Origin of the sequence: Arthrobacter sp. ISL-65 (assembly GCF_018613795.1) — a bacterium.
Taxonomy (GTDB): Bacteria; Actinomycetota; Actinomycetes; order Actinomycetales; family Micrococcaceae; genus Arthrobacter.
In genome coordinates this window covers 1-16390 of record NZ_JAGGPN010000006.1, presented here as the reverse complement: position 1 = coordinate 16390, position 16390 = coordinate 1, and the positions used below count along the sequence as shown (strand labels likewise).

Here is a 16390-nt window from a genome sequence, read left to right as displayed (position 1 = left end):
CACGCCAGCCGCTCCCCTCCACCGCTCATTGATTGTGTCAACGTAATGGGAGCCCACTAGGACGGCCAGAATGGTACCCACCAGTTCCAGCCAAGGGCCTGAAACAGTTTTAGGAGGTAGCCATAGCCTCGATGTCTGGCCGGGCACTAAAGATTCCCGGGCCGTTCAGTGGAGGTGGCTGTCAGAGGTAGCTGCAGATGCGTGCGGGGTCGCAGCTCGCGGGGGGTTGGGCTGTGGCGGTGGCCCGGAGCGCGGCGACGGAGGATCGGAGCGCGGTCAACTCGGCAATCTGTTGATCAAGGGCGGCCAGCTGCACTTCGAGCAGCTCTTGCACGTGGGTGCATGGAGCTTCTCCGGCGTCTCTGAGGGCCAGAATCTCCCGGATCTGTGCCAGGGTTAGGCCTGCTGCACGGCCGCGGCGGATGAATTCAAGCCTGGTCACGGATTCATGGTTGTAGTGCCGGTATCCGTTGCTGGAGCGATTTGCTTCGGGTAGGAGGCCGCTGTCCTCATAGAAACGCAGCGTCTTCGCTGTCATGCCGGCAGCTGCCGCTGCCTCACCTATGCGCATCATGAACCTCCGTCGGCGGGAGAGCGGTCCTGCCCGCCTTGACCTTCCAGTATAGGGGAAGGTCGAGAATGAGAGGCAGGCATCTGCCCCTGGTTGAGGGTGGGTCGAAGTGGCCGGGACGGTTCCGGGAACCTGGAACCGGCGTGCTGAGGACTAGGAGAGGTTTCATGACCAGGGCATCGCGTTTTGATTATGATCTGGCCGTCATTGGCTCCGGAGGCGGTGCGTTCGCCGCGGCGATACGGGCCACGAACCTGGGCAATCGGGTGCTGATGATCGAACGAGGCACTGTCGGCGGGACATGTGTGAATACCGGCTGCATTCCTTCCAAGGCTCTGCTGGCAGCGGCTGAGGCACGGCATGTGGCCCTGGACGCGTCCGGGCGTTTTGCCGGCATCAGCACGTCCGCCGCGCCGGCTCAGATTGCTGAACTGATCGAGGCCAAGCGGTCCCTGGTTGAGAGCATGCGCGCGGAAAAGTACGTGGATCTGGCCGCTGACTATGGCTGGGAGATCCGGCAGGCCACGGCCGTGTTCGCCGGCACCGCCGCCGAACCGGTCCTGGAGATCACCAGTCTCGAAGGTTCCAGCGGGAGGGTGAGTGCCGGGCACTATCTGGTGGCCACAGGTTCAGCCCCCTGGGTCCCGCCCATCCAAGGACTGGCAGACGTGGACTACCTGACCTCCACCAGTGCTATGGAGCTGGACGAGGTGCCCGAATCGATGCTGGTTCTCGGCGGCGGGTACGTGGCGCTGGAACAGGCCCAACTCTTCGCCCGGCTGGGAACGAAGGTGACCATGCTAGTCCGCTCCAGGCTGGCCTCGGCTGAGGAGCCGGAAGCTGCCCGCGCGCTGATGGGCGTATTCGATGATGAGGGAATCCGGGTCGTCCGCAAAGCAACCGTGTCCTCCATCCGCACCGATCCCGCCAACCGGGAGGTGATCGCCACCGCTGCAGTGTCCGGAGGGCAGGAGGAATTCCGTGCCGCGCGGGTGCTCATCGCCACCGGGAGGCGGCCGGTGACCGGGGAACTGAACCTGGACGCCGTCGGCGTCAGAACCGGGGACCGCGGCGAGATACTGGTCCAGGACACACTCGTCAGCACCAACCCCAGGATCTGGGGTGCCGGTGACGCGACCGGTCATCGTGAGTTCGTATACGTCGCTGCCGCCCATGGCACCCTGATGGTGGAGAACGCTTTTAACGGTGCCGGCCGTGAGGTGGACTACCGGCACCTGCCCAGGGTCACATTTACCGGGCCCGCCCTGGCGGCTGTGGGGATGACCGACAAGCAAGCCAACCAATCGGGCATCCACTGCACCTGCCGCGTCCTGCCGCTGGAATACGTTCCCCGCGCACTGGTGAACCGCGATACCCGGGGCTTCATCAAGATCGTCGCCGACGCCGATACCGGAAGAATCCTCGGTATCACCGCCGTCGGCAAGGAAGCCGGCGACATCGCCGCAGCCGGGGTCTACATCCTTGAGGCCGGCATGACCGTCGACCAGGTCGCGAACCTCTGGAGCCCGTACCTGACCATGGCCGAAGGCATCAAAATTGCCGCGCAATCATTCAACACCGACGTCTCCAAACTCTCCTGCTGCGCTGCCTGATCTACATGCCCCTTTAGCGCGAAGCTGTGGGCGAGCAGGTAGGAGTCGGTGCCGGTTTCGATGATGGTGCCATTGAACTTGAGCCGGTCCACGATCGCGGCGCAGAGGCGTGGATCGGTGAAGGTCTTGGTCCAACCGGAGAGCGATTCGTTGGACGCGATGGCGATGGAATTTTTTCCTCTCTTTCCGTGAGGACCTGGAAGAGCAGTTCCGCGCCGCGGCGGTCCAGTTCCATATATCCGAGCTCGTCGATGCACAGCAGGTCCACCCGGGCCGGTAGCGAGCGATGGTCTTGGCCAGGACTTCTCGTCGGCGGCTTCGACGAGTTCGTTCACCAGCCGCGTGGCCAGAGCATATTGACCCGGTAGCCCCTTTCGGCGGAGACCAACACGGTGATTTGACGCCTATAGGAGCATCGTCGTAGACAAACAGGGCCAGGGCGTGAAGGAGCTCTGCGACGGGGCGCCCTGGACCCAACAGCCGGCCGCGCCAGCGGACGCCCAAACGGGTGCGAGCCCTGCGAGCACGCACCATCACTTACCCGTGTGGCATGCTCGAATGCGTAAACAGCAGGATGTTTACGCCCCAGGGCAGGGGGCCGCATTCGGCACCGGTTGCAGCCCTCTGCTTTGCCCTGGACTGTCATTGGAGTGTTGATACGAAGGGAAGGCCTATGGGTCTGCGGAGCTGGTTCATCCGGCGGCGCAAGCCGGCAACGGGTGCCGGTCGCCCCGCCCCCGCAGCGGTGATTGAGCCGAAGGAACAGGAGCCGTTGACTTGCCGTTTACCGGGCGCCGTGAGCTGCTCGAGGAACTTGGCCGGGACTGGGCCGCGCCGTTGAACCTCTCTCCCACGACCAGCGACATGGAACTGGCTAAGACCTGGCTGCGGGATCTGCCCGCCACGGGAATCGAAGGTCTGGTATTCAAGGGCGCCGCCCAGCCGTACGAGGCGGGCAGGATCTGGTTAAAGCTAAAACACAAAGACGTCCTGGACGTCGTCTGGGCCCCGTGAGGCTAACGCTGATCGAACCGGTCGTGGTCGAGGCCTCGGCCGACGTCGCCTGGTCCGGCAGGTCTTTCCGTCACCCTCTCACCTATAGGCGCGTACGTCCCGAGCTATTTCCGGAAGACATCGTCCGACCTCCGCGGCCACAGGTTCCGAAGTAGTGTTCCCGGGTGCGCTGCGGCGGCGAGGCGCGCGCAATAGACGTGGACAGCTGGCTAACTTCCGACACCGATGATGAGCCAGGACTCGGCGCCGGGGGCACGGTCACAGGTTGGTGCCCGCATGGAGGATGGCGATCGCGTTTTGCGGGTCGTGCAGGAGTTTACTTATGGTGCCGCCGTCGTCCAGGAACAGTCCGATGGTGTTCGGTACGGAGCCTGCGCGGAAGGAACTAGCCGCCGCGAGCCGGGCCTGCTGGTCGCTTGAGGAGATCTGTTTGGCGTTGAGCGCTTCTGCTCCTTTGCTGTCCCACGGCAGGTTCCCGAAACCATCGGGGGCCGAACCCAGCATGAGTCCTTGGTAGTGCCCAGGGGCCCCGACGGAAACGATCTCCGCGTAGGACGACGACCGGTTTCCCAGATGAATCATCGCTGCGGTGGGTTCTATCCCATCTGCCGCGGAGGCCTCCTTGTAGGTGAATTCTCCAAGTGATCCGAGATCGTAAAGCCATCGGATGTGCGGCTTGAACTGGTCGGACTCCATGGTGACCGCGAAGAATTTCAAGCTGTTGGCGTCGAATACCGCCCGCACGGTGTAGTGCTCGTCGCGGTATATGTTCAGCAGCGGTTCCCCCGAGGTGTCCTGTCTGCAGGAGGAAATCTTCGAGCAAAGAGGGTGGGACTCTTGCGGCACACCAAGTTTGCTGTTGACGAACTCGATTGACTGCTCCAGAGCCAGCGAATCGATTGCTTTCTGTTGCGTCTGGAAGGGGTCGGCGGTGCCAGAAACAACGGGCGCGTTGCCTGGGGGCGACGCACTTGTGGGCGAGGCGCTTGCCGGCGACCCGCTAGGGGGCGACGCACTTGCGGGAGAGGCACTTGCCGGCGACCCGTTTGGGGGCGACGCGCTTGGTGGCGACGCGCTTGGTGGCGACGCGCTTGGTGGATTGCACCCGCCGGCGATGACAGCCAGGAAGACTCCGAGGACAATGGCAAAGCTGCTCGTCCTGGCCCTTTTAAACGCTTGCATTATGCGGCTGCCCGAGCGGCTGTGCGGTCCGCCTTCTCTTGTCATGACAACCTCTTCCTTCTGGGAATCCATTGGGTTGCTGGTCCCATGGTGCACCCGCCGATTCTCATAGGCCACCAGCGGCGCGGCAAGATATGCGCCTCTGGGCCAACTTTCGGTTTCACCGGCCCACACTGCATGGCTAGCTGCGTTGTCCCGCACCACCGGTACCGGCGATACCTATGAGGAAGCGCTGGCTGCCGCGCGGGCGCAGATCCTCGAGGCTTCCCCGGCGATCGTCATCAGGACCATCAGCTAGAAACCAGCAGAAACCGCGCACGCCCGGAGTGCGGTGGCAGGATGGTTTCGTGGCCAGGCATGGTGCGGCTCCGAACGCGGAGTGGGTGCTGATGTATCGGGGCGGGCTGACCCGCTCCCGGATCGCCGCGCTCACCGGCGCTCCGACCTCAATGGTCGGATACCACCTGGCCCTGGCCCTGGCCGCGGACCCCGACCTGCAGGCCGACCACGAGCAAGCCAGCCGCCAGGCACCGCCCCGGGTGAGTCATCAGGGGTTGGCGCGGCTGCGTGAGCTCGTGGCCATGGTCCAGGAAACGGGCCGCTACCCCTCCCGCACCTCGACCAACCGTGCGGAGCGGACGCTCGCTTCGTGGCTGGAACGGCGCCGCCATGACGCCGCAGCCGGCACACTCGCCCCAGCCCTACGGCAAGGACTGGATGTGCTGCCGGACTGGCGGCGCCTTCCCCGGCTAGCTGCTGATGAGGCCAGGTGGCAGGACAGGCTCACCGCCCTGAAGGCATACCTCGCTGCCGGGAATGACTGGCCCCTGCACAAGTTCTCGGTGACCGGGGAGGAACACGATCTCGGGGTCTGGCTCCATTCCCAGCGCCAAAAGGCACACCGCGGCGCGCTCGACCCAGCCAAGAGCAGGACCCTGGATGAAGCCGTGCCCGGCTGGCGGGCCGGCCGGCAACGCGGCCGCAAGCCAGGCAAAGCCAATCAGCCTAATCAGCGCCCGGAAACCGCTGGACCGGTAGCGCAAAACTGACCCGCGGATACCCGGGTGTCCGCTCTCCCGCGGCCACCAGCCAATCGCCGCCCGTTGCAGGCTTGCCGGCACTGGGGGCCGGGGAGCCTTGTGCTAGGGTTCTTTGTCGCTGCTGCTGGGAAAAGCGGAAGCTGATTCTCTTGCACTCACCTGCGCGGGTGGCGGAATGGCAGACGCGCTAGCTTGAGGTGCTAGTCCTCGAAAGGGGGTGGGGGTTCAAGTCCCCCTCTGCGCACAAAATGAAGCCTCCGGAAGGATCAGTCTTTCCGGAGGCTTCGCTGTGTGGTGCTCCGACGCCGCGCCGCCTATTCTGAGGCGGGTTCGATCAGTTCGGGCCCGTTGTTCCGGACGCTGTTCACCCGGGAACTGACCACCCGTGGTGTCAGGGTCGGTTCCGGCAGGGAATCGAGCAGGTGCTGGATCTCATCCTTGTCGGTCAGATCCGGGTCCAGCCATTCGGCGAAACGGTCCCGCGGGATGATCACCGGGGACCGGTCATGGACGTGGCTTATCTGGGGGTAGCCCGAAGGTGAGTCACGTGGGCGTGGCGCCGACATACGACCGTGCCTTCCTTTTATCCTCGGGGTGTGAGCGACGTTGCTCAAACTTCTGGAAATGGCCGGTTCCGGGCCGAGCGGGCTGCGGCGTCCTCTGCGGAGACCGCGTGGGTCCTTGTCGACGCTGACTGGAACTTGCACGTGGAGGCCTGCGCCTATTTGGCTTCGCTACGGGCTGCGGATCGCTCACCCAACACTGAACGTGTTTACGCAGGGCGGGTGGCGCTCTTCCTAAACTACTGCGACCTGTCCGGCGTGGACTGGCATGATCCAGAGTTCGCAGAGCTGCACGCGTTTCTTCGGTGGTTGATCACCGAACCTGTTCGACGGCCTGGGGCGACCGGTCCGGGACGGTTAAGATCAAAGGCAACTGCGAACGCGATCGTGACCACAACCAGTGAGTTCCTCAAGTTCGGCGCGAGGCTCGGGTGGGTTGCAGCGCGCGTGCCGGGCCTGCTGTCACAACAGAAGTACCTCCGCTTTCTCCCTCCTGGATTCGATGCCGGAGAGCGGCATCAGTTCCGTGCGGTTCAGGAACGGACCCTCAAGTTTCGCGCGGACACAGTGCCGCCGGAGTTGCTCATGGAGGAAGAGATGGCAGCCGTGTTATCGGCTGCGGCTAACGCGCGCGACCGCTTTCTGGTCACCGCGCTGTTGGAGACGGGTATGCGTGTCGGCGAGGCGCTAGGGCTGAGGCGTTCAGATTTGCATTTCCTGGCACGCTCGGAAGCGCTCGGCTGCGGGATCCCGGGGCCTCATCTGCATGTGATCCGACGGACCAATGAGAACGGTGCACTCGCTAAGTCACGTTATCCGCGGACGATCCCAGTCACCGAACGGCTGGTAGAAGCCTACTCCGACTACCGGTTTGAGCGGGACCGCTTCGATCACGGGGTCGACAGTGATGCGGTTTTCGTCAACTTGTTCCGTGAACCACGCGGACGGCCCATGAGCTACTCGAACACCAAGGAGATGGTCGACCGCCTGGCGCGTGACTGCGGCTTCGCTGTTCGACCGCACATGTTGCGACACACTGCCGCGACGAGGTGGATCGAGGCCGGAGTCGACCCCGACGTCGTCCAGGCACTGCTGGGCCACGTTTCCTTCGCGTCAACGGAGCGCTATATCCACGCGTCGAAAAAGCGGATGCGGGAAGCCGTCGAGCATACCGCTAAGGCCAGGAGGGACACTCCAAGATGAGCGAATCAACCATCACCCGGCATACGATCAACGAGTCCAGGCTGGCCCAGCTGCCACTGGCCGTCGATCACGAAACGTGGCTGCGATGGCTGGAAGGGCGAATAGACCCAACATGGCGGCTTGGCGAATGGGACGCGGAAAACTGGTTCTTCGACGGCGACCCGGAACGCGAGGGCAGCATGGTCACACGCTGCGCCGTCCAGCGATGCGGAGTGAAGCTCGAAGGCGAATCTCTCTGCACGACATGTTTGAAGGCCTGGCGGGGCTCCGGTCTCGCGCTGGAGGTGTTTGCGGTGCAGCATGCACCGCGGCGCACGAAGATCCTCCCCGGGACGGAGGCCGAAGGGTGTCTGGTCGCACGCGGGGCAGCTTCTTGTGCACGGCCGGCGATCTGTCGAGGTCTTTGCCGCAGCCACTACAGCCTGCTGCGGCTCCACCAGGCCCGGGACAGCTCCCTTAGCCTCGATGTCTGGCTTGCCGCCGGTCAGGATCCATACCCTGCCGATCAGGGCAGGTGCGCGGTGCCCCGGTGCGATCAGCAGCCGGATCTGCGGGACGGGCTGTGCCGCTACCACCACGGACTTTACTTGCGCGAAGGACACGAAGCATCGGCCTTGGAGTGGGCGGCCACAGCGCACCCACACCTGACCGCGGGTCAGTTCTCGATGCTCCCGCTGCGGCCCCTCGTCCGCGCGGAGCTGCTTTACGCCGTCCAGCGACGCGACGCGTCCGGTGACCGAATTTTGCCCAGAATGCTCCGGAGACTGATCAGGGAGGTCAAGCATCACGAGCATCTTGTTGGCCTGGGCCCCGACCAGCTCAGCCCGATCAAGGGCAACAGCAATGACCTGGACAGCCACCGGCGCGACATCGTCCACTGGCTGCAGGTGGGCTACGAGGAGATGACCGGCGCCGACCCCACCCGGCGCTTGATCTGGGACTTCCGGAACCTCGACCTGCGCGGCAGCACCCGATCCAAGCACCGTCGAACCCATGGCGGTCGAGCCGATTTCACCGCGATCAGCCAAACATGGCTCAGAGACCTCGCAATGGAAAGGTGCCGCACCTTCACGACTAGCACCAAAATCCTCGAAATCCTCACCGCCGTTGAGGTGGCATCGCGGGCACTCGAAGCCACCACAGACGGCGGCCACCAAATCAGGGACCTCGGACCACAGCATCTGGACGCCATCACTCAGGCCTTCCGAAACTGGACACACCCCGACGGACAACCGCGCAGCACCACCCGCCGCTATGTCGGACTCGACGCGGTGTTCGCCTTGGTGGACTTCGGCCGCCGCTCCCGCATGATGAAAGACGTCACCGACGCATTCCTGCGGGACCCCGAGGCCCACCGCCTCCAACTGGACCCACCGGCCCGGGAGGAAGTCGGCAAAGCCATCCCCGAGGGAGTCATCGCCCAGCTCGATCAAAACCTTGCCCAGTTGGAATGCAATGCCAAGTACCCCGACATGGCCGAGGACCACCAGCGCCTTATGATCCGCACTCTCTACATCGTCTTGCGCGACACCGGACGCCGGCCACGAGAAGTCTGCGCACTCCGCACCAACTGTGTTGGATTCGACCACGACGGACCGGTACTGATCTGGGACAACACCAAAGCGGGCCGAAAACGACGCCACCTGCCAATCCCTTCAGAGACCGCCGAATCCATCGCCGCGTGGCGCGCAGTCAGAGACACACTATTCACCGGCGATCCCCGCGATGACTACCTGTTCCCGTCCGGAACTCCCGAGCGAATCGACCCCCACTACCGGCCCGCAAGCCTGACCCGATCCCTAAGACTCTGGGTCGACGGCATGCCGCATCTGCTCAGCGACGCCAACGATGCCCGCGGCGACCGCATCCCCTTCGACCGATTGAAGGTCTATCCCTACGCATTCCGCCACTCCTACGCCCAGCGCCACGCCGACGCCGGGGTACAAATCGATGTCTTATGCGAGCTGATGGACCATCGAAGCATCTCGACCACCCAGGGCTACTACCGGGTGAACCAAAAACGGAAGCGCGAAGCAATCCGAACCCTCAGCATGCAAGTCACCGACCGCCACGGTGACCCCGCGCCGACCGCTTCGGGCACCGCTTACGAAATGCGCTCGGTGGCAGCACCCTTTGGTAACTGCATCGAGCCGTCCAACGTCAAGGCCGGCGGAGGTAGCTGCCCCATCCGGTTCCAATGCTCAGGCTGCGGCTTCTATCGCCCCGACCCGTCATACCTTCCGGTGATCGAGGACCACATCCGCTCACTAAAGGCTGATCGCGAGACGGCGGCTGCGATGGACGTCGACATCTACGTGCTGCGCAATCTCGATGACCAGATCGACAGCTACCGGCATGTCCTGGGCGCCATGAAGGAGAATCTGGACGCCCTGCCATACGAGGAGCAACAGGAAGTCGAGCAGGCCGGCATCCTGCTCCGCCGCCTGCGCGCCGGAAGCGGCGGCCGAACGCAGCTACCCCTCACTATCAAAACCCGGACACACACCCCATGACGCACGCGGCGGGAAAGCCCGCGACCAGAACACCCGCCCAAGTGCTGCTGGAATCCCGGCAGAAGGAAAGCCGCGAAAAACGCGCAGCTGTCGCACGGGAACTCGACGCAATGCTCGCAGACGGCGATCCCATCACCTTCGTCAAGGTCGCACGCAGGGCGAAGGTCTCGACCTGGCTCGTCTACTCACCCGGCACACGAGAACAGGTCCAAGAGGCTATAACCAAACAACGCCAGCCCGACCAAACCATCAGCCGACCGGCAGGAATCCAGTCCCTCCGAACGGACCTGGCCCTGGCCCGTCAAGAGATCACCGTCCTCCGCCGCGAACGCGAGGACCTTCGCGCAAGCCTCAGGCAGGCTCTCGGCCGGCAACTAAACAATCTCAGCACCGCCCCTCTGGTCGACCGGCTCAACCGCCTCGCCGGCGAGCTGGCGGAGGCACGCGCATCGAATACAGAACTGAACCTACAGATCACGGCACTACAGGACGACCTCAGCGCGGCCCGAACCAGCCTCCGGCGCATGATCCGAGAGCAGAACACCGACACAAGCAGATAGCGTCGGTTCGATCAGACCGTGAATCGCAGCGATAAGTGAAAGTCCGCCTGGGAAAAAGGCGCAGGGTTGGAGTTGGCCTTTCTGCGGAATCACCCACCCGGAACTCGGAGGACACCGGGGGCGGCAGGGATCAGGACTATCGTCTGCTTTCCGTCGCGAGTAGGCTGGCCCGAGCTGCTTCAGCAAAGGAATCACGCGCGTGCCGAATGGCATGGATTTCTTCCCAAGCGTCCGAGTACTTCGCGAACATTTCCAGAGAACCAATTGCTTCGAGTATCGGATCCCCGAGCTCATCAGCGGCCACCGCTTGCTCGGGACTTCCAAGGATCGCTAGCTCGCCCCTGAGATCATCAATCTCCTCGATCATCTTGAAGCCGTCTTCAATGGCTTCGACGAGGATTTCCTGGCAACACTGTCAAAGAGGCCATCAACGCCCTCCTCGGGAGAGAACAGGATGCTCTTTATGCCCTGTATACGAGGATCGCGCTCGTCATAGTCTAGGAACGAGGCTGCAGAATGAAGCGTCCGCTCTATAGCTACAGCCTTGGTCACGATGGCTGAACAGACGCGGTAGTTGTCGCGGCGTGCGATCGAGACTGGGCCTCATACTTTCGACGCGCATTCTCGCCCCGGCGGTTGAAAATCTGTGTGATCACTACACCGCCCAGTGTCGCCAGAAGACCTGGAGTTGCCGTCAGCAACTGAATTGTCTGTTGATCCATAACTCCCCCGCACTGACCGGACCGGCGCAACCCAGCTTTCCACACGCCTCGCAGGAATCTCATACCCTAACGTTTTGAGGCGGAATGGTTTCGAGTAGACACCGGAGCCGGATCAGGAGAAGGAATAGGCCTCCCGGATGTATTTCCATCGAACCGGCCGGCGGCGGATCGCCGGTGGCGTCCCCGTGCCAGCCGGCGCCCAGCTACGGTCGTCGGTCCCTCACTTCCGCTGCTGCGTCTCTTGTATTGGAGGGAGGGGGCTCTACGTTGGAGACCAGCGGATACGATGTCCGCCCGCTGGTGCGCCGGTGCTTGCGCTGGGAGGAAGAGTTTCTTTGGGGTGGCACGTTATGGCAACAGGCACAGTGAAGTGGTTTAACGCGGAAAAGGGATTCGGCTTTATCGCCCCTGACGACGGGTCCGGGGATGTTTTTGCCCATTACTCGGCGATCGCTTCCAGCGGCTACTGCTCCCTTGAAGAGAACCAGAAAGTTCAGTACGACGTCGTCCAGGGCCAGAAGGGTCCCCAGGCGGACAACATCCGCCCGTTCTAAAGCAATCAGCGGTATCTGAAGCTGATAACGGCGGGGGAACGACGTCCCGAACACTAGCGTGCCGGCTTGGACGGCGGCGCTGAGTCTCAGGGCGGTGTCCGTGGTGATGTTGTCTCCGGGAGGAGGAGAGCATGCAAACAGCCGAAGAAACCATTGACGTCGCGGTCCCGGTGCGCACGGCATATGACCAGTGGACCCAGTTCGAGTCCTTTCCCAATTTCATGTCCGGCGTGGAGTCCGTAGCCCAACTCGATGACCGGACGAACCACTGGGTGGCGAACGTCGGCGGAGCCAAACGGGAATTTAACACCGAAATCATCGAACAACGCCCCCATGAACGCATTGCCTGGCGCAGTACGGACGGAGAGACGCACGCCGGCGCCGTGACCTTCACACCGCTGAAGAGCGGAGCGACGCGTGTATGGGTCCGTTTTGAATGGGCACCGGAAACCTTCACCGACAAGGCCGGGGCCGTGCTCGGGTTCGACAACATGCAGGTCAGGGTGGACCTGCGCCATTTCAAGGATTTTATCGAGGCCAGAGGCACCGAAACCGTCACCTGGCGCGGTGAGGTCCATTAGCGCCAACCAGGCCGGGCGGCGTTTTGGTTTCATGAAGGCTTTGCCCCCGCTGTCCCTTTTGCGCTGGGCATCATTGGCGGCGCTGACCGGGTGGGATGGCCCCAGTTTGAATACATCAGGGAGCAGAAGCGATACTGATGCCGTCGTGTTGCAGAGTGCGGCGAATCAAGGCGATGCCGAGGCCCCGCCGCCGCTGCAGCAGCATGCAGCGGCGGGGCCACCTTCCCTAGTTCCTAATACCTGACTTCGACGTCGAAGTCCTGCCCTTGTCGGCCGGTTAGTCTTGCCGCGGCGTCCCTCACAGCGCCAGCGATGTCATCCAATTTCCGAGCGTGCGCTACAAGTTCCGGCAGCTCAACCACGCGAAAGTCGATCCAGCCGTCCGTCGCTTTCTTGATCTGTGCAGTGAGTCTCATGTCTTCCCCTCCAAGTGTCAGGCTACTGGTCCCCGCAGATGAGGGCACCTGGCCGCAATGGAGGTCAGGGCGCGCACAATCGGTGTCAGAGAGCTGTTTCGGTTTAGTCGGGGCGTACGGCGGCGAAGCAGAAAGGGTGACCAACGGGGTCGAGCAACACCCGCCACTGTTCCGGTGCCGGCTGGTGCTTGGCGGGCGTGGCGCCCAGAGCCAAGGCAACATCCGTTGCCGATTCGAGCTCGTCGACCGCGATGTCGAGATGAAGCTGCTGGTGGTGGGGCCCTTCCGGCCACGAGGGGGCGACGTACTCAGTCAGTAAGGCCCGGCGAGGTGTCCGTGTCGAACGGGAACGAGGCCTGTGACCAGGGTGCCCAGGGCGGCGGCGGGTGCGAGGTCCATATCTTGGGTGCCCATACCCAGACTGTCTCCGGTGATGACGAGCACTTCGCGGGTGCCGTTGGCGGCGGCCAGCCAGGCGGCGTCACGGGAGTCCGCCACGTCCAGTTGCTGCCGGTACAGCAGCCTGCCGTCCACCTCCAGGGTCACCAGGGCACCGTCGGTGATTGTGCAGACCGCACGTTCGCGCACAGTTCTGGCCTGGCGCACGATCTCGGCATAATCCGGGCTGGGCGTCAACTGGAAGCCGCGGGAGAGGAGCAGGGTGACGAGGGCGGAGATCGGTTCGCCGGCCGGTTCGTAAAAGACCAGTGTCGGGACGAGGGTAAAGATCAGCGCTGGAACACTCTTGGCCTGTGCCCGGTCCCGGTCCTTGAGGGTCACCAGCGCGCCGACAGCCTTGAGGTGGTCGGGCGCCGTCGTCATCGGTTGCACCCTGACCGCCGGGTTGCAACATCCCCGGTGGCACACCGAGGGATCGAACGTGACATACCTGATGCTGCCGGGCCCGGCACCTTCGGCGACATCCACGACCAGCGACAGCGACTCCCCGGCGCGCACGGGCATCCCACACCCGGCACAAGTCCGCGCCGTGGCCGCAGCCGCCAGCGCGTACAGTCCGCTGCTCGCGCCGCGGAAGTCTTCAAGACGCCCGTCCCAGGCGACACCTTCCGTGATCGGCATGGGTGCGAGTCTAAGCGCTTCCCACGAACAGCGCGAGGGCAGCTGATCGATCCGCATGACCGGAGAGATCATCCATCAGGAGCCGGCACGCCGTATACCGGCTCGACTAGGTGGCCTCGTGAAAGTGCCCCGACTACTGCCGTCAACCACCATGAACTTTTGAGACACTGTGGTTACGAGACGCAAGTATGTATCCCGCAGCGTAGCCCCCGCACACCAGACACGAGTGTCAGCAACGGCATGTAAGGCCCGACGGCGGAGCAGGTGGGGGACCGGCATGGGGACGCCGGCGGCACTTCAGCGCCGGCCGGTTCAAACTTTTTTGGGTCGTAACAGTCGTTCGGTCGTTATGATCCTGGATTGTGGAAGAGCCCGTGGGGCTGTTCAGGCCCCCAAGTGACCGGTGAGGCGGCGGTGGAAGCCGGTGCTGCGCTCATCGAGTCCTTCAATCGTTACCGTGGCTCCGTGGGCGCCGTATTTCGTTTCGATGGAGTCGAGGGCGGCAACGGTTGAGGCGTCCCAGATCTGGGCGCGGCTGAGGTCGATGGTCACGGAGGTCGGGTCGTCGGCGTAGGAGAAATGCTCGACGAGGTCATTGCTGCTCCCGAAGAACAGCGGCCCCACCACCTCGTAGCGCACGTTCTCGCCGTCGCGTGCCAGGGTCCTGTTGACGCTGATGACGTGGGCCACTCGGCGTGCGAAGAGCACCATCGCGAGGATGACACCGACGAGGACGCCATAGGCGAGGTTCCCGGTGAGGACGACAACGGCGACGGTGACGCCCATGACGATGGTCTCCGGGACGGGCATCCTTTTCAGGGTGGACGGTTTCACGCTGTGCCAGTCGACGGTGGTGACAGCGACGACCATCATGACCGCGGCGAGGGCGACCATGGGGATCTGTCCCATGATCGAGCTGAGCCCGGTCACCAGGGACAGGAGAAACAGCCCGGCCACGAACGTCGAAATGCGGGTGCGGGCCTGGCCGGTCTTCACGTTAAGGACGGTCTGGCCGATCATTGCGCAGCCGGCGATGCCGCCGTAGAAGCCGGCGAGGATGTTCGAGACGCCCAGCGCCCAGGACTCGCGGCCCTTGTGTGAGGGGGTTTCGGTGATGTCGTCGACGAGTTTCGCGGTGAGGAGGGTTTCCATGAGACCGACGAACGCCACGCTCAGCGCAGTCGGCAAAATCAGTTGGAAGGTCACCAGGTCCAGCGGAACGAGGAACGGGGTGATCCCGGGCATCTTCCCGGTCAGGGGACCCTCATCGGCGACGTTCGGAACGACGAGGTGGGCGATGATGACGATCGCCGTGACGACGACGATCGCCACTAGCGGCGACGGGACGGCCTTGGTGAAACGCGGAAGGATGAAGATGATCGCGAACGTCAGCGCGAACAGGACGTAGGCCAGCCAGGGAACGTTCAGGACATGGGGCACCTGCGCCGTGAAGATGAGCACACCCAGAGCGTTGACGAACCCGATCATCACCGACCGGGGGATGAACCGCATCAGACGGGCAAGACCGGTAAGACCAAAGACGATTTGGATCACCCCGGCAAGGATCACCGTTGGCAGCACATACTGGACACCGTGCTCGTGGACGAGGGGGGCGATCACGAGGGCGACCGATCCGGCTGCGGCGGTGATCACGCCCGGCCGTCCGCCGAGAATCGACATCGTCAAGGCCAGGACGATCGATGCGACGAGGCTGACCATCGGATCGACCCCGGCGACGATCGAGAACGAAATGACTTCCGGGACCAGGGCGAGGGTAGTGACCATGCCGGCGAGGATCTCGCGGGAAAGCTGCCGCGGAGAGCGCAGAGCGCTAAGGACGGTGATCGGTTGCCGGATCAGGCGAGGGCTTTCGGCGGTGGCCAAGGAGCGGCTCCAGGGGGCTTGGCTCTCTCGGGAGAGCAGGTGAGCGACGGTTCTATGCGCCACGATGCGCACGGGTCCAGCCCTGTCATGGAAGACAATTGGGTGGAGAGAGTGTGGGCCGGTGACTTTCGGCCGCGTATGCAACACTACCGTAACGTGAGGGTTGGATCGGAACAGGTGAGGTGATGGCGCAAGAGATGACGGCCGAAGAAGTCGTGGCCACAATGCATATTGGCGAGTTGGCAGACCGATCGCAGATGTCGTTGCGAACCATCCGACATTATGACGAAGTCGGCCTGCTCAAACCTTCCGGCCGCACGGAAGGCGGGTTCCGCCTGTACACCGAACGCGACTTCACCCGCCTGCTCCTGATCCGCAGGATGAAGCCGTTGGGGTTCACGCTGGACGCCATGGCTGACCTTCTCCGCGTGATCGACGCCCTGGAGACAGCCGAACCCGGCCAAGGCGACACCGATGTTCGGTCCCAGTTGAACGGATTCATCGAAGAGGCAGCGAAGCGCCGTGCCAAATTGGAGGAGCAACTCGGCATGGCGGACGAGTTCCTGGCACTACTGCGCGCTCAGTAGGCGAAACCCGCGCATTTGAGGTGCCTTAGGGACACCGTCAACGCCAGGAGAAAGGGTCGCGGCTATCAGTCCGTAGAACTGGTCGCCGCGGAGGAGCATTGATCAGGGACCCTCATCTGCAGAACTCCAGGACGTCTCGTATCCCTTGAAATACGAGACGTCTCACCATCTGACCGACAACAACGATTGGCACTGCCGAATTCTGGGCATCGGCGATTCTACTAAGAAAACGAAGGTGAGCTCCCTGCGGAAAGTGGCGTGAGGTTGGGCTCGAATCCGAGCGCGACCATTCTGCGTAGGAGGCGTT

Annotated in this window: 17 protein-coding genes, 1 tRNA gene and 1 pseudogene; 10 read left to right on the top strand and 9 right to left on the bottom strand. The window is 63.3% G+C overall.

What is annotated here, in order from left to right; all coding sequences use genetic code 11:
• Nucleotides 1–181 precede the first annotated feature (181 nt).
• On the bottom strand, nucleotides 182–571 hold the full coding sequence (locus J7I85_RS02455) for a heavy metal-responsive transcriptional regulator (protein ID WP_214846257.1): 390 nt from the start codon (nucleotides 569–571) through the stop codon (nucleotides 182–184).
• 167 nt (nucleotides 572–738) lie between these two features.
• Between J7I85_RS02455 and merA the strand changes: the two genes are divergently transcribed.
• A complete protein-coding gene (gene merA, locus J7I85_RS02450) occupies nucleotides 739–2184 on the top strand; it encodes a mercury(II) reductase (RefSeq protein WP_214846146.1) in 1446 nt (481 codons plus the stop codon).
• A 23-nt stretch (nucleotides 2185–2207) separates the two neighbouring features.
• Here merA and J7I85_RS02445 read toward each other — a convergent pair.
• Nucleotides 2208–2566, bottom strand: a pseudogene (locus J7I85_RS02445) (ATP-binding protein); the annotation flags it as partial.
• A 395-nt stretch (nucleotides 2567–2961) separates the two neighbouring features.
• Between J7I85_RS02445 and J7I85_RS24805 the strand changes: the two are divergent.
• Nucleotides 2962–3198 carry a hypothetical protein gene (locus tag J7I85_RS24805; protein WP_251023841.1) on the top strand — a complete coding sequence of 79 codons (237 nt, stop codon included), beginning with the start codon at nucleotides 2962–2964 and terminating at the stop codon, nucleotides 3196–3198.
• Between the two features lie 258 nt (nucleotides 3199–3456).
• On the opposite strand, the gene J7I85_RS02435 is transcribed toward J7I85_RS24805, so the two are convergent.
• The gene (locus tag J7I85_RS02435; RefSeq protein ID WP_374102424.1) at nucleotides 3457–4098 is read right to left on the bottom strand and encodes an ETEC_3214 domain-containing protein; all 642 of its coding nucleotides are present in this window, start codon (nucleotides 4096–4098) and stop codon (nucleotides 3457–3459) included.
• A 629-nt stretch (nucleotides 4099–4727) separates the two neighbouring features.
• Between J7I85_RS02435 and J7I85_RS02430 the strand changes: the two genes are divergently transcribed.
• The gene (locus J7I85_RS02430; protein ID WP_308159368.1) at nucleotides 4728–5429 is read left to right on the top strand and encodes a helicase associated domain-containing protein; all 702 of its coding nucleotides are present in this window, start codon (nucleotides 4728–4730) and stop codon (nucleotides 5427–5429) included.
• Nucleotides 5430–5581: 152 nt separating this feature from the next.
• Nucleotides 5582–5664 (top strand) — tRNA-Leu (locus J7I85_RS02425).
• Nucleotides 5665–5734: 70 nt separating this feature from the next.
• On the opposite strand, the gene J7I85_RS02420 is transcribed toward J7I85_RS02425, so the two are convergent.
• Nucleotides 5735–5986 carry an SOS response-associated peptidase family protein gene (locus J7I85_RS02420; RefSeq protein ID WP_308159367.1) on the bottom strand — a complete coding sequence of 84 codons (252 nt, stop codon included), beginning with the start codon at nucleotides 5984–5986 and terminating at the stop codon, nucleotides 5735–5737.
• Between the two features lie 30 nt (nucleotides 5987–6016).
• On the opposite strand from J7I85_RS02420, the gene J7I85_RS25690 reads away from it, so the two are divergent.
• The 3 genes from J7I85_RS25690 to J7I85_RS02405 are packed head-to-tail and all read left to right on the top strand — an operon-like array spanning nucleotide 6017 to nucleotide 10259.
• Complete coding sequence (locus J7I85_RS25690; RefSeq protein ID WP_214846142.1) at nucleotides 6017–7186, top strand: tyrosine-type recombinase/integrase; 1170 nt, start codon at nucleotides 6017–6019, stop codon at nucleotides 7184–7186.
• Complete coding sequence (locus tag J7I85_RS02410; protein WP_214846140.1) at nucleotides 7183–9699, top strand: site-specific integrase; 2517 nt, start codon at nucleotides 7183–7185, stop codon at nucleotides 9697–9699. The genes J7I85_RS25690 and J7I85_RS02410 overlap by 4 nt, the downstream gene beginning before the upstream one ends.
• A complete protein-coding gene (locus tag J7I85_RS02405) occupies nucleotides 9696–10259 on the top strand; it encodes a DUF6262 family protein (RefSeq protein WP_214846138.1) in 564 nt (187 codons plus the stop codon). The genes J7I85_RS02410 and J7I85_RS02405 overlap by 4 nt, the downstream gene beginning before the upstream one ends.
• Nucleotides 10260–10395: 136 nt before the next feature.
• Here the strand turns inward: J7I85_RS02405 and J7I85_RS02400 are convergent, their stop codons facing one another.
• Nucleotides 10396–10626: a hypothetical protein gene (locus J7I85_RS02400; protein ID WP_214846136.1), complete on the bottom strand. Its 231-nt coding sequence runs from the start codon at nucleotides 10624–10626 to the stop codon at nucleotides 10396–10398.
• A 705-nt stretch (nucleotides 10627–11331) separates the two neighbouring features.
• Between J7I85_RS02400 and J7I85_RS02395 the strand changes: the two genes are divergently transcribed.
• Together J7I85_RS02395 and J7I85_RS02390 are read left to right on the top strand one after the other, a co-directional pair.
• Nucleotides 11332–11535 carry a cold-shock protein gene (locus J7I85_RS02395; RefSeq protein WP_214846134.1) on the top strand — a complete coding sequence of 68 codons (204 nt, stop codon included), beginning with the start codon at nucleotides 11332–11334 and terminating at the stop codon, nucleotides 11533–11535.
• Between the two features lie 131 nt (nucleotides 11536–11666).
• Nucleotides 11667–12116, top strand: a complete 450-nt coding sequence (locus tag J7I85_RS02390; protein WP_214846127.1) for an SRPBCC family protein — start codon at nucleotides 11667–11669, stop codon at nucleotides 12114–12116.
• 233 nt (nucleotides 12117–12349) lie between these two features.
• Here J7I85_RS02390 and J7I85_RS02385 read toward each other — a convergent pair whose 3' ends face one another.
• The 4 genes from J7I85_RS02385 to J7I85_RS02375 all read right to left on the bottom strand — a co-directional run bounded on the left by J7I85_RS02385 (nucleotide 12350) and on the right by J7I85_RS02375 (nucleotide 15496).
• Nucleotides 12350–12532 carry a hypothetical protein gene (locus J7I85_RS02385; RefSeq protein WP_214846124.1) on the bottom strand — a complete coding sequence of 61 codons (183 nt, stop codon included), beginning with the start codon at nucleotides 12530–12532 and terminating at the stop codon, nucleotides 12350–12352.
• A 103-nt stretch (nucleotides 12533–12635) separates the two neighbouring features.
• Complete coding sequence (locus J7I85_RS24795) at nucleotides 12636–12848, bottom strand: VOC family protein (protein ID WP_251023849.1); 213 nt, start codon at nucleotides 12846–12848, stop codon at nucleotides 12636–12638.
• The gene (locus J7I85_RS24790; RefSeq protein ID WP_251023840.1) at nucleotides 12845–13612 is read right to left on the bottom strand and encodes a hypothetical protein; all 768 of its coding nucleotides are present in this window, start codon (nucleotides 13610–13612) and stop codon (nucleotides 12845–12847) included. Before J7I85_RS24790 ends, J7I85_RS24795 begins: the two co-directional genes overlap by 4 nt.
• A gap of 384 nt (nucleotides 13613–13996) precedes the next feature.
• Entirely contained in the window at nucleotides 13997–15496 is a 1500-nt protein-coding gene (locus tag J7I85_RS02375; RefSeq protein ID WP_214846117.1) for a SulP family inorganic anion transporter, read from the bottom strand.
• Between the two features lie 185 nt (nucleotides 15497–15681).
• Between J7I85_RS02375 and J7I85_RS02370 the strand changes: the two genes are divergently transcribed.
• Nucleotides 15682–16083: a MerR family transcriptional regulator gene (locus tag J7I85_RS02370; RefSeq protein WP_214846245.1), complete on the top strand. Its 402-nt coding sequence runs from the start codon at nucleotides 15682–15684 to the stop codon at nucleotides 16081–16083.
• Nucleotides 16084–16390: the final 307 nt, after the last annotated feature.

Coding starts and splice junctions, on each gene's coding strand:
- J7I85_RS02455 (WP_214846257.1), bottom strand. CDS start 571: ATGCGCATAGGTGAGGCAGCGGCAGCTGCCGGCATGACAGCGAAGACG.
- merA (WP_214846146.1), top strand. CDS start 739: ATGACCAGGGCATCGCGTTTTGATTATGATCTGGCCGTCATTGGCTCC.
- J7I85_RS02420 (WP_308159367.1), bottom strand. CDS start 5,986: ATGTCGGCGCCACGCCCACGTGACTCACCTTCGGGCTACCCCCAGATA.
- J7I85_RS02410 (WP_214846140.1), top strand. CDS start 7,183: ATGAGCGAATCAACCATCACCCGGCATACGATCAACGAGTCCAGGCTG.
- J7I85_RS02405 (WP_214846138.1), top strand. CDS start 9,696: ATGACGCACGCGGCGGGAAAGCCCGCGACCAGAACACCCGCCCAAGTG.
- J7I85_RS02400 (WP_214846136.1), bottom strand. CDS start 10,626: ATGATCGAGGAGATTGATGATCTCAGGGGCGAGCTAGCGATCCTTGGA.
- J7I85_RS02395 (WP_214846134.1), top strand. CDS start 11,332: ATGGCAACAGGCACAGTGAAGTGGTTTAACGCGGAAAAGGGATTCGGC.
- J7I85_RS02390 (WP_214846127.1), top strand. CDS start 11,667: ATGCAAACAGCCGAAGAAACCATTGACGTCGCGGTCCCGGTGCGCACG.
- J7I85_RS02385 (WP_214846124.1), bottom strand. CDS start 12,532: ATGAGACTCACTGCACAGATCAAGAAAGCGACGGACGGCTGGATCGAC.
- J7I85_RS24790 (WP_251023840.1), bottom strand. CDS start 13,612: ATGCCGATCACGGAAGGTGTCGCCTGGGACGGGCGTCTTGAAGACTTC.
- J7I85_RS02370 (WP_214846245.1), top strand. CDS start 15,682: ATGGCGCAAGAGATGACGGCCGAAGAAGTCGTGGCCACAATGCATATT.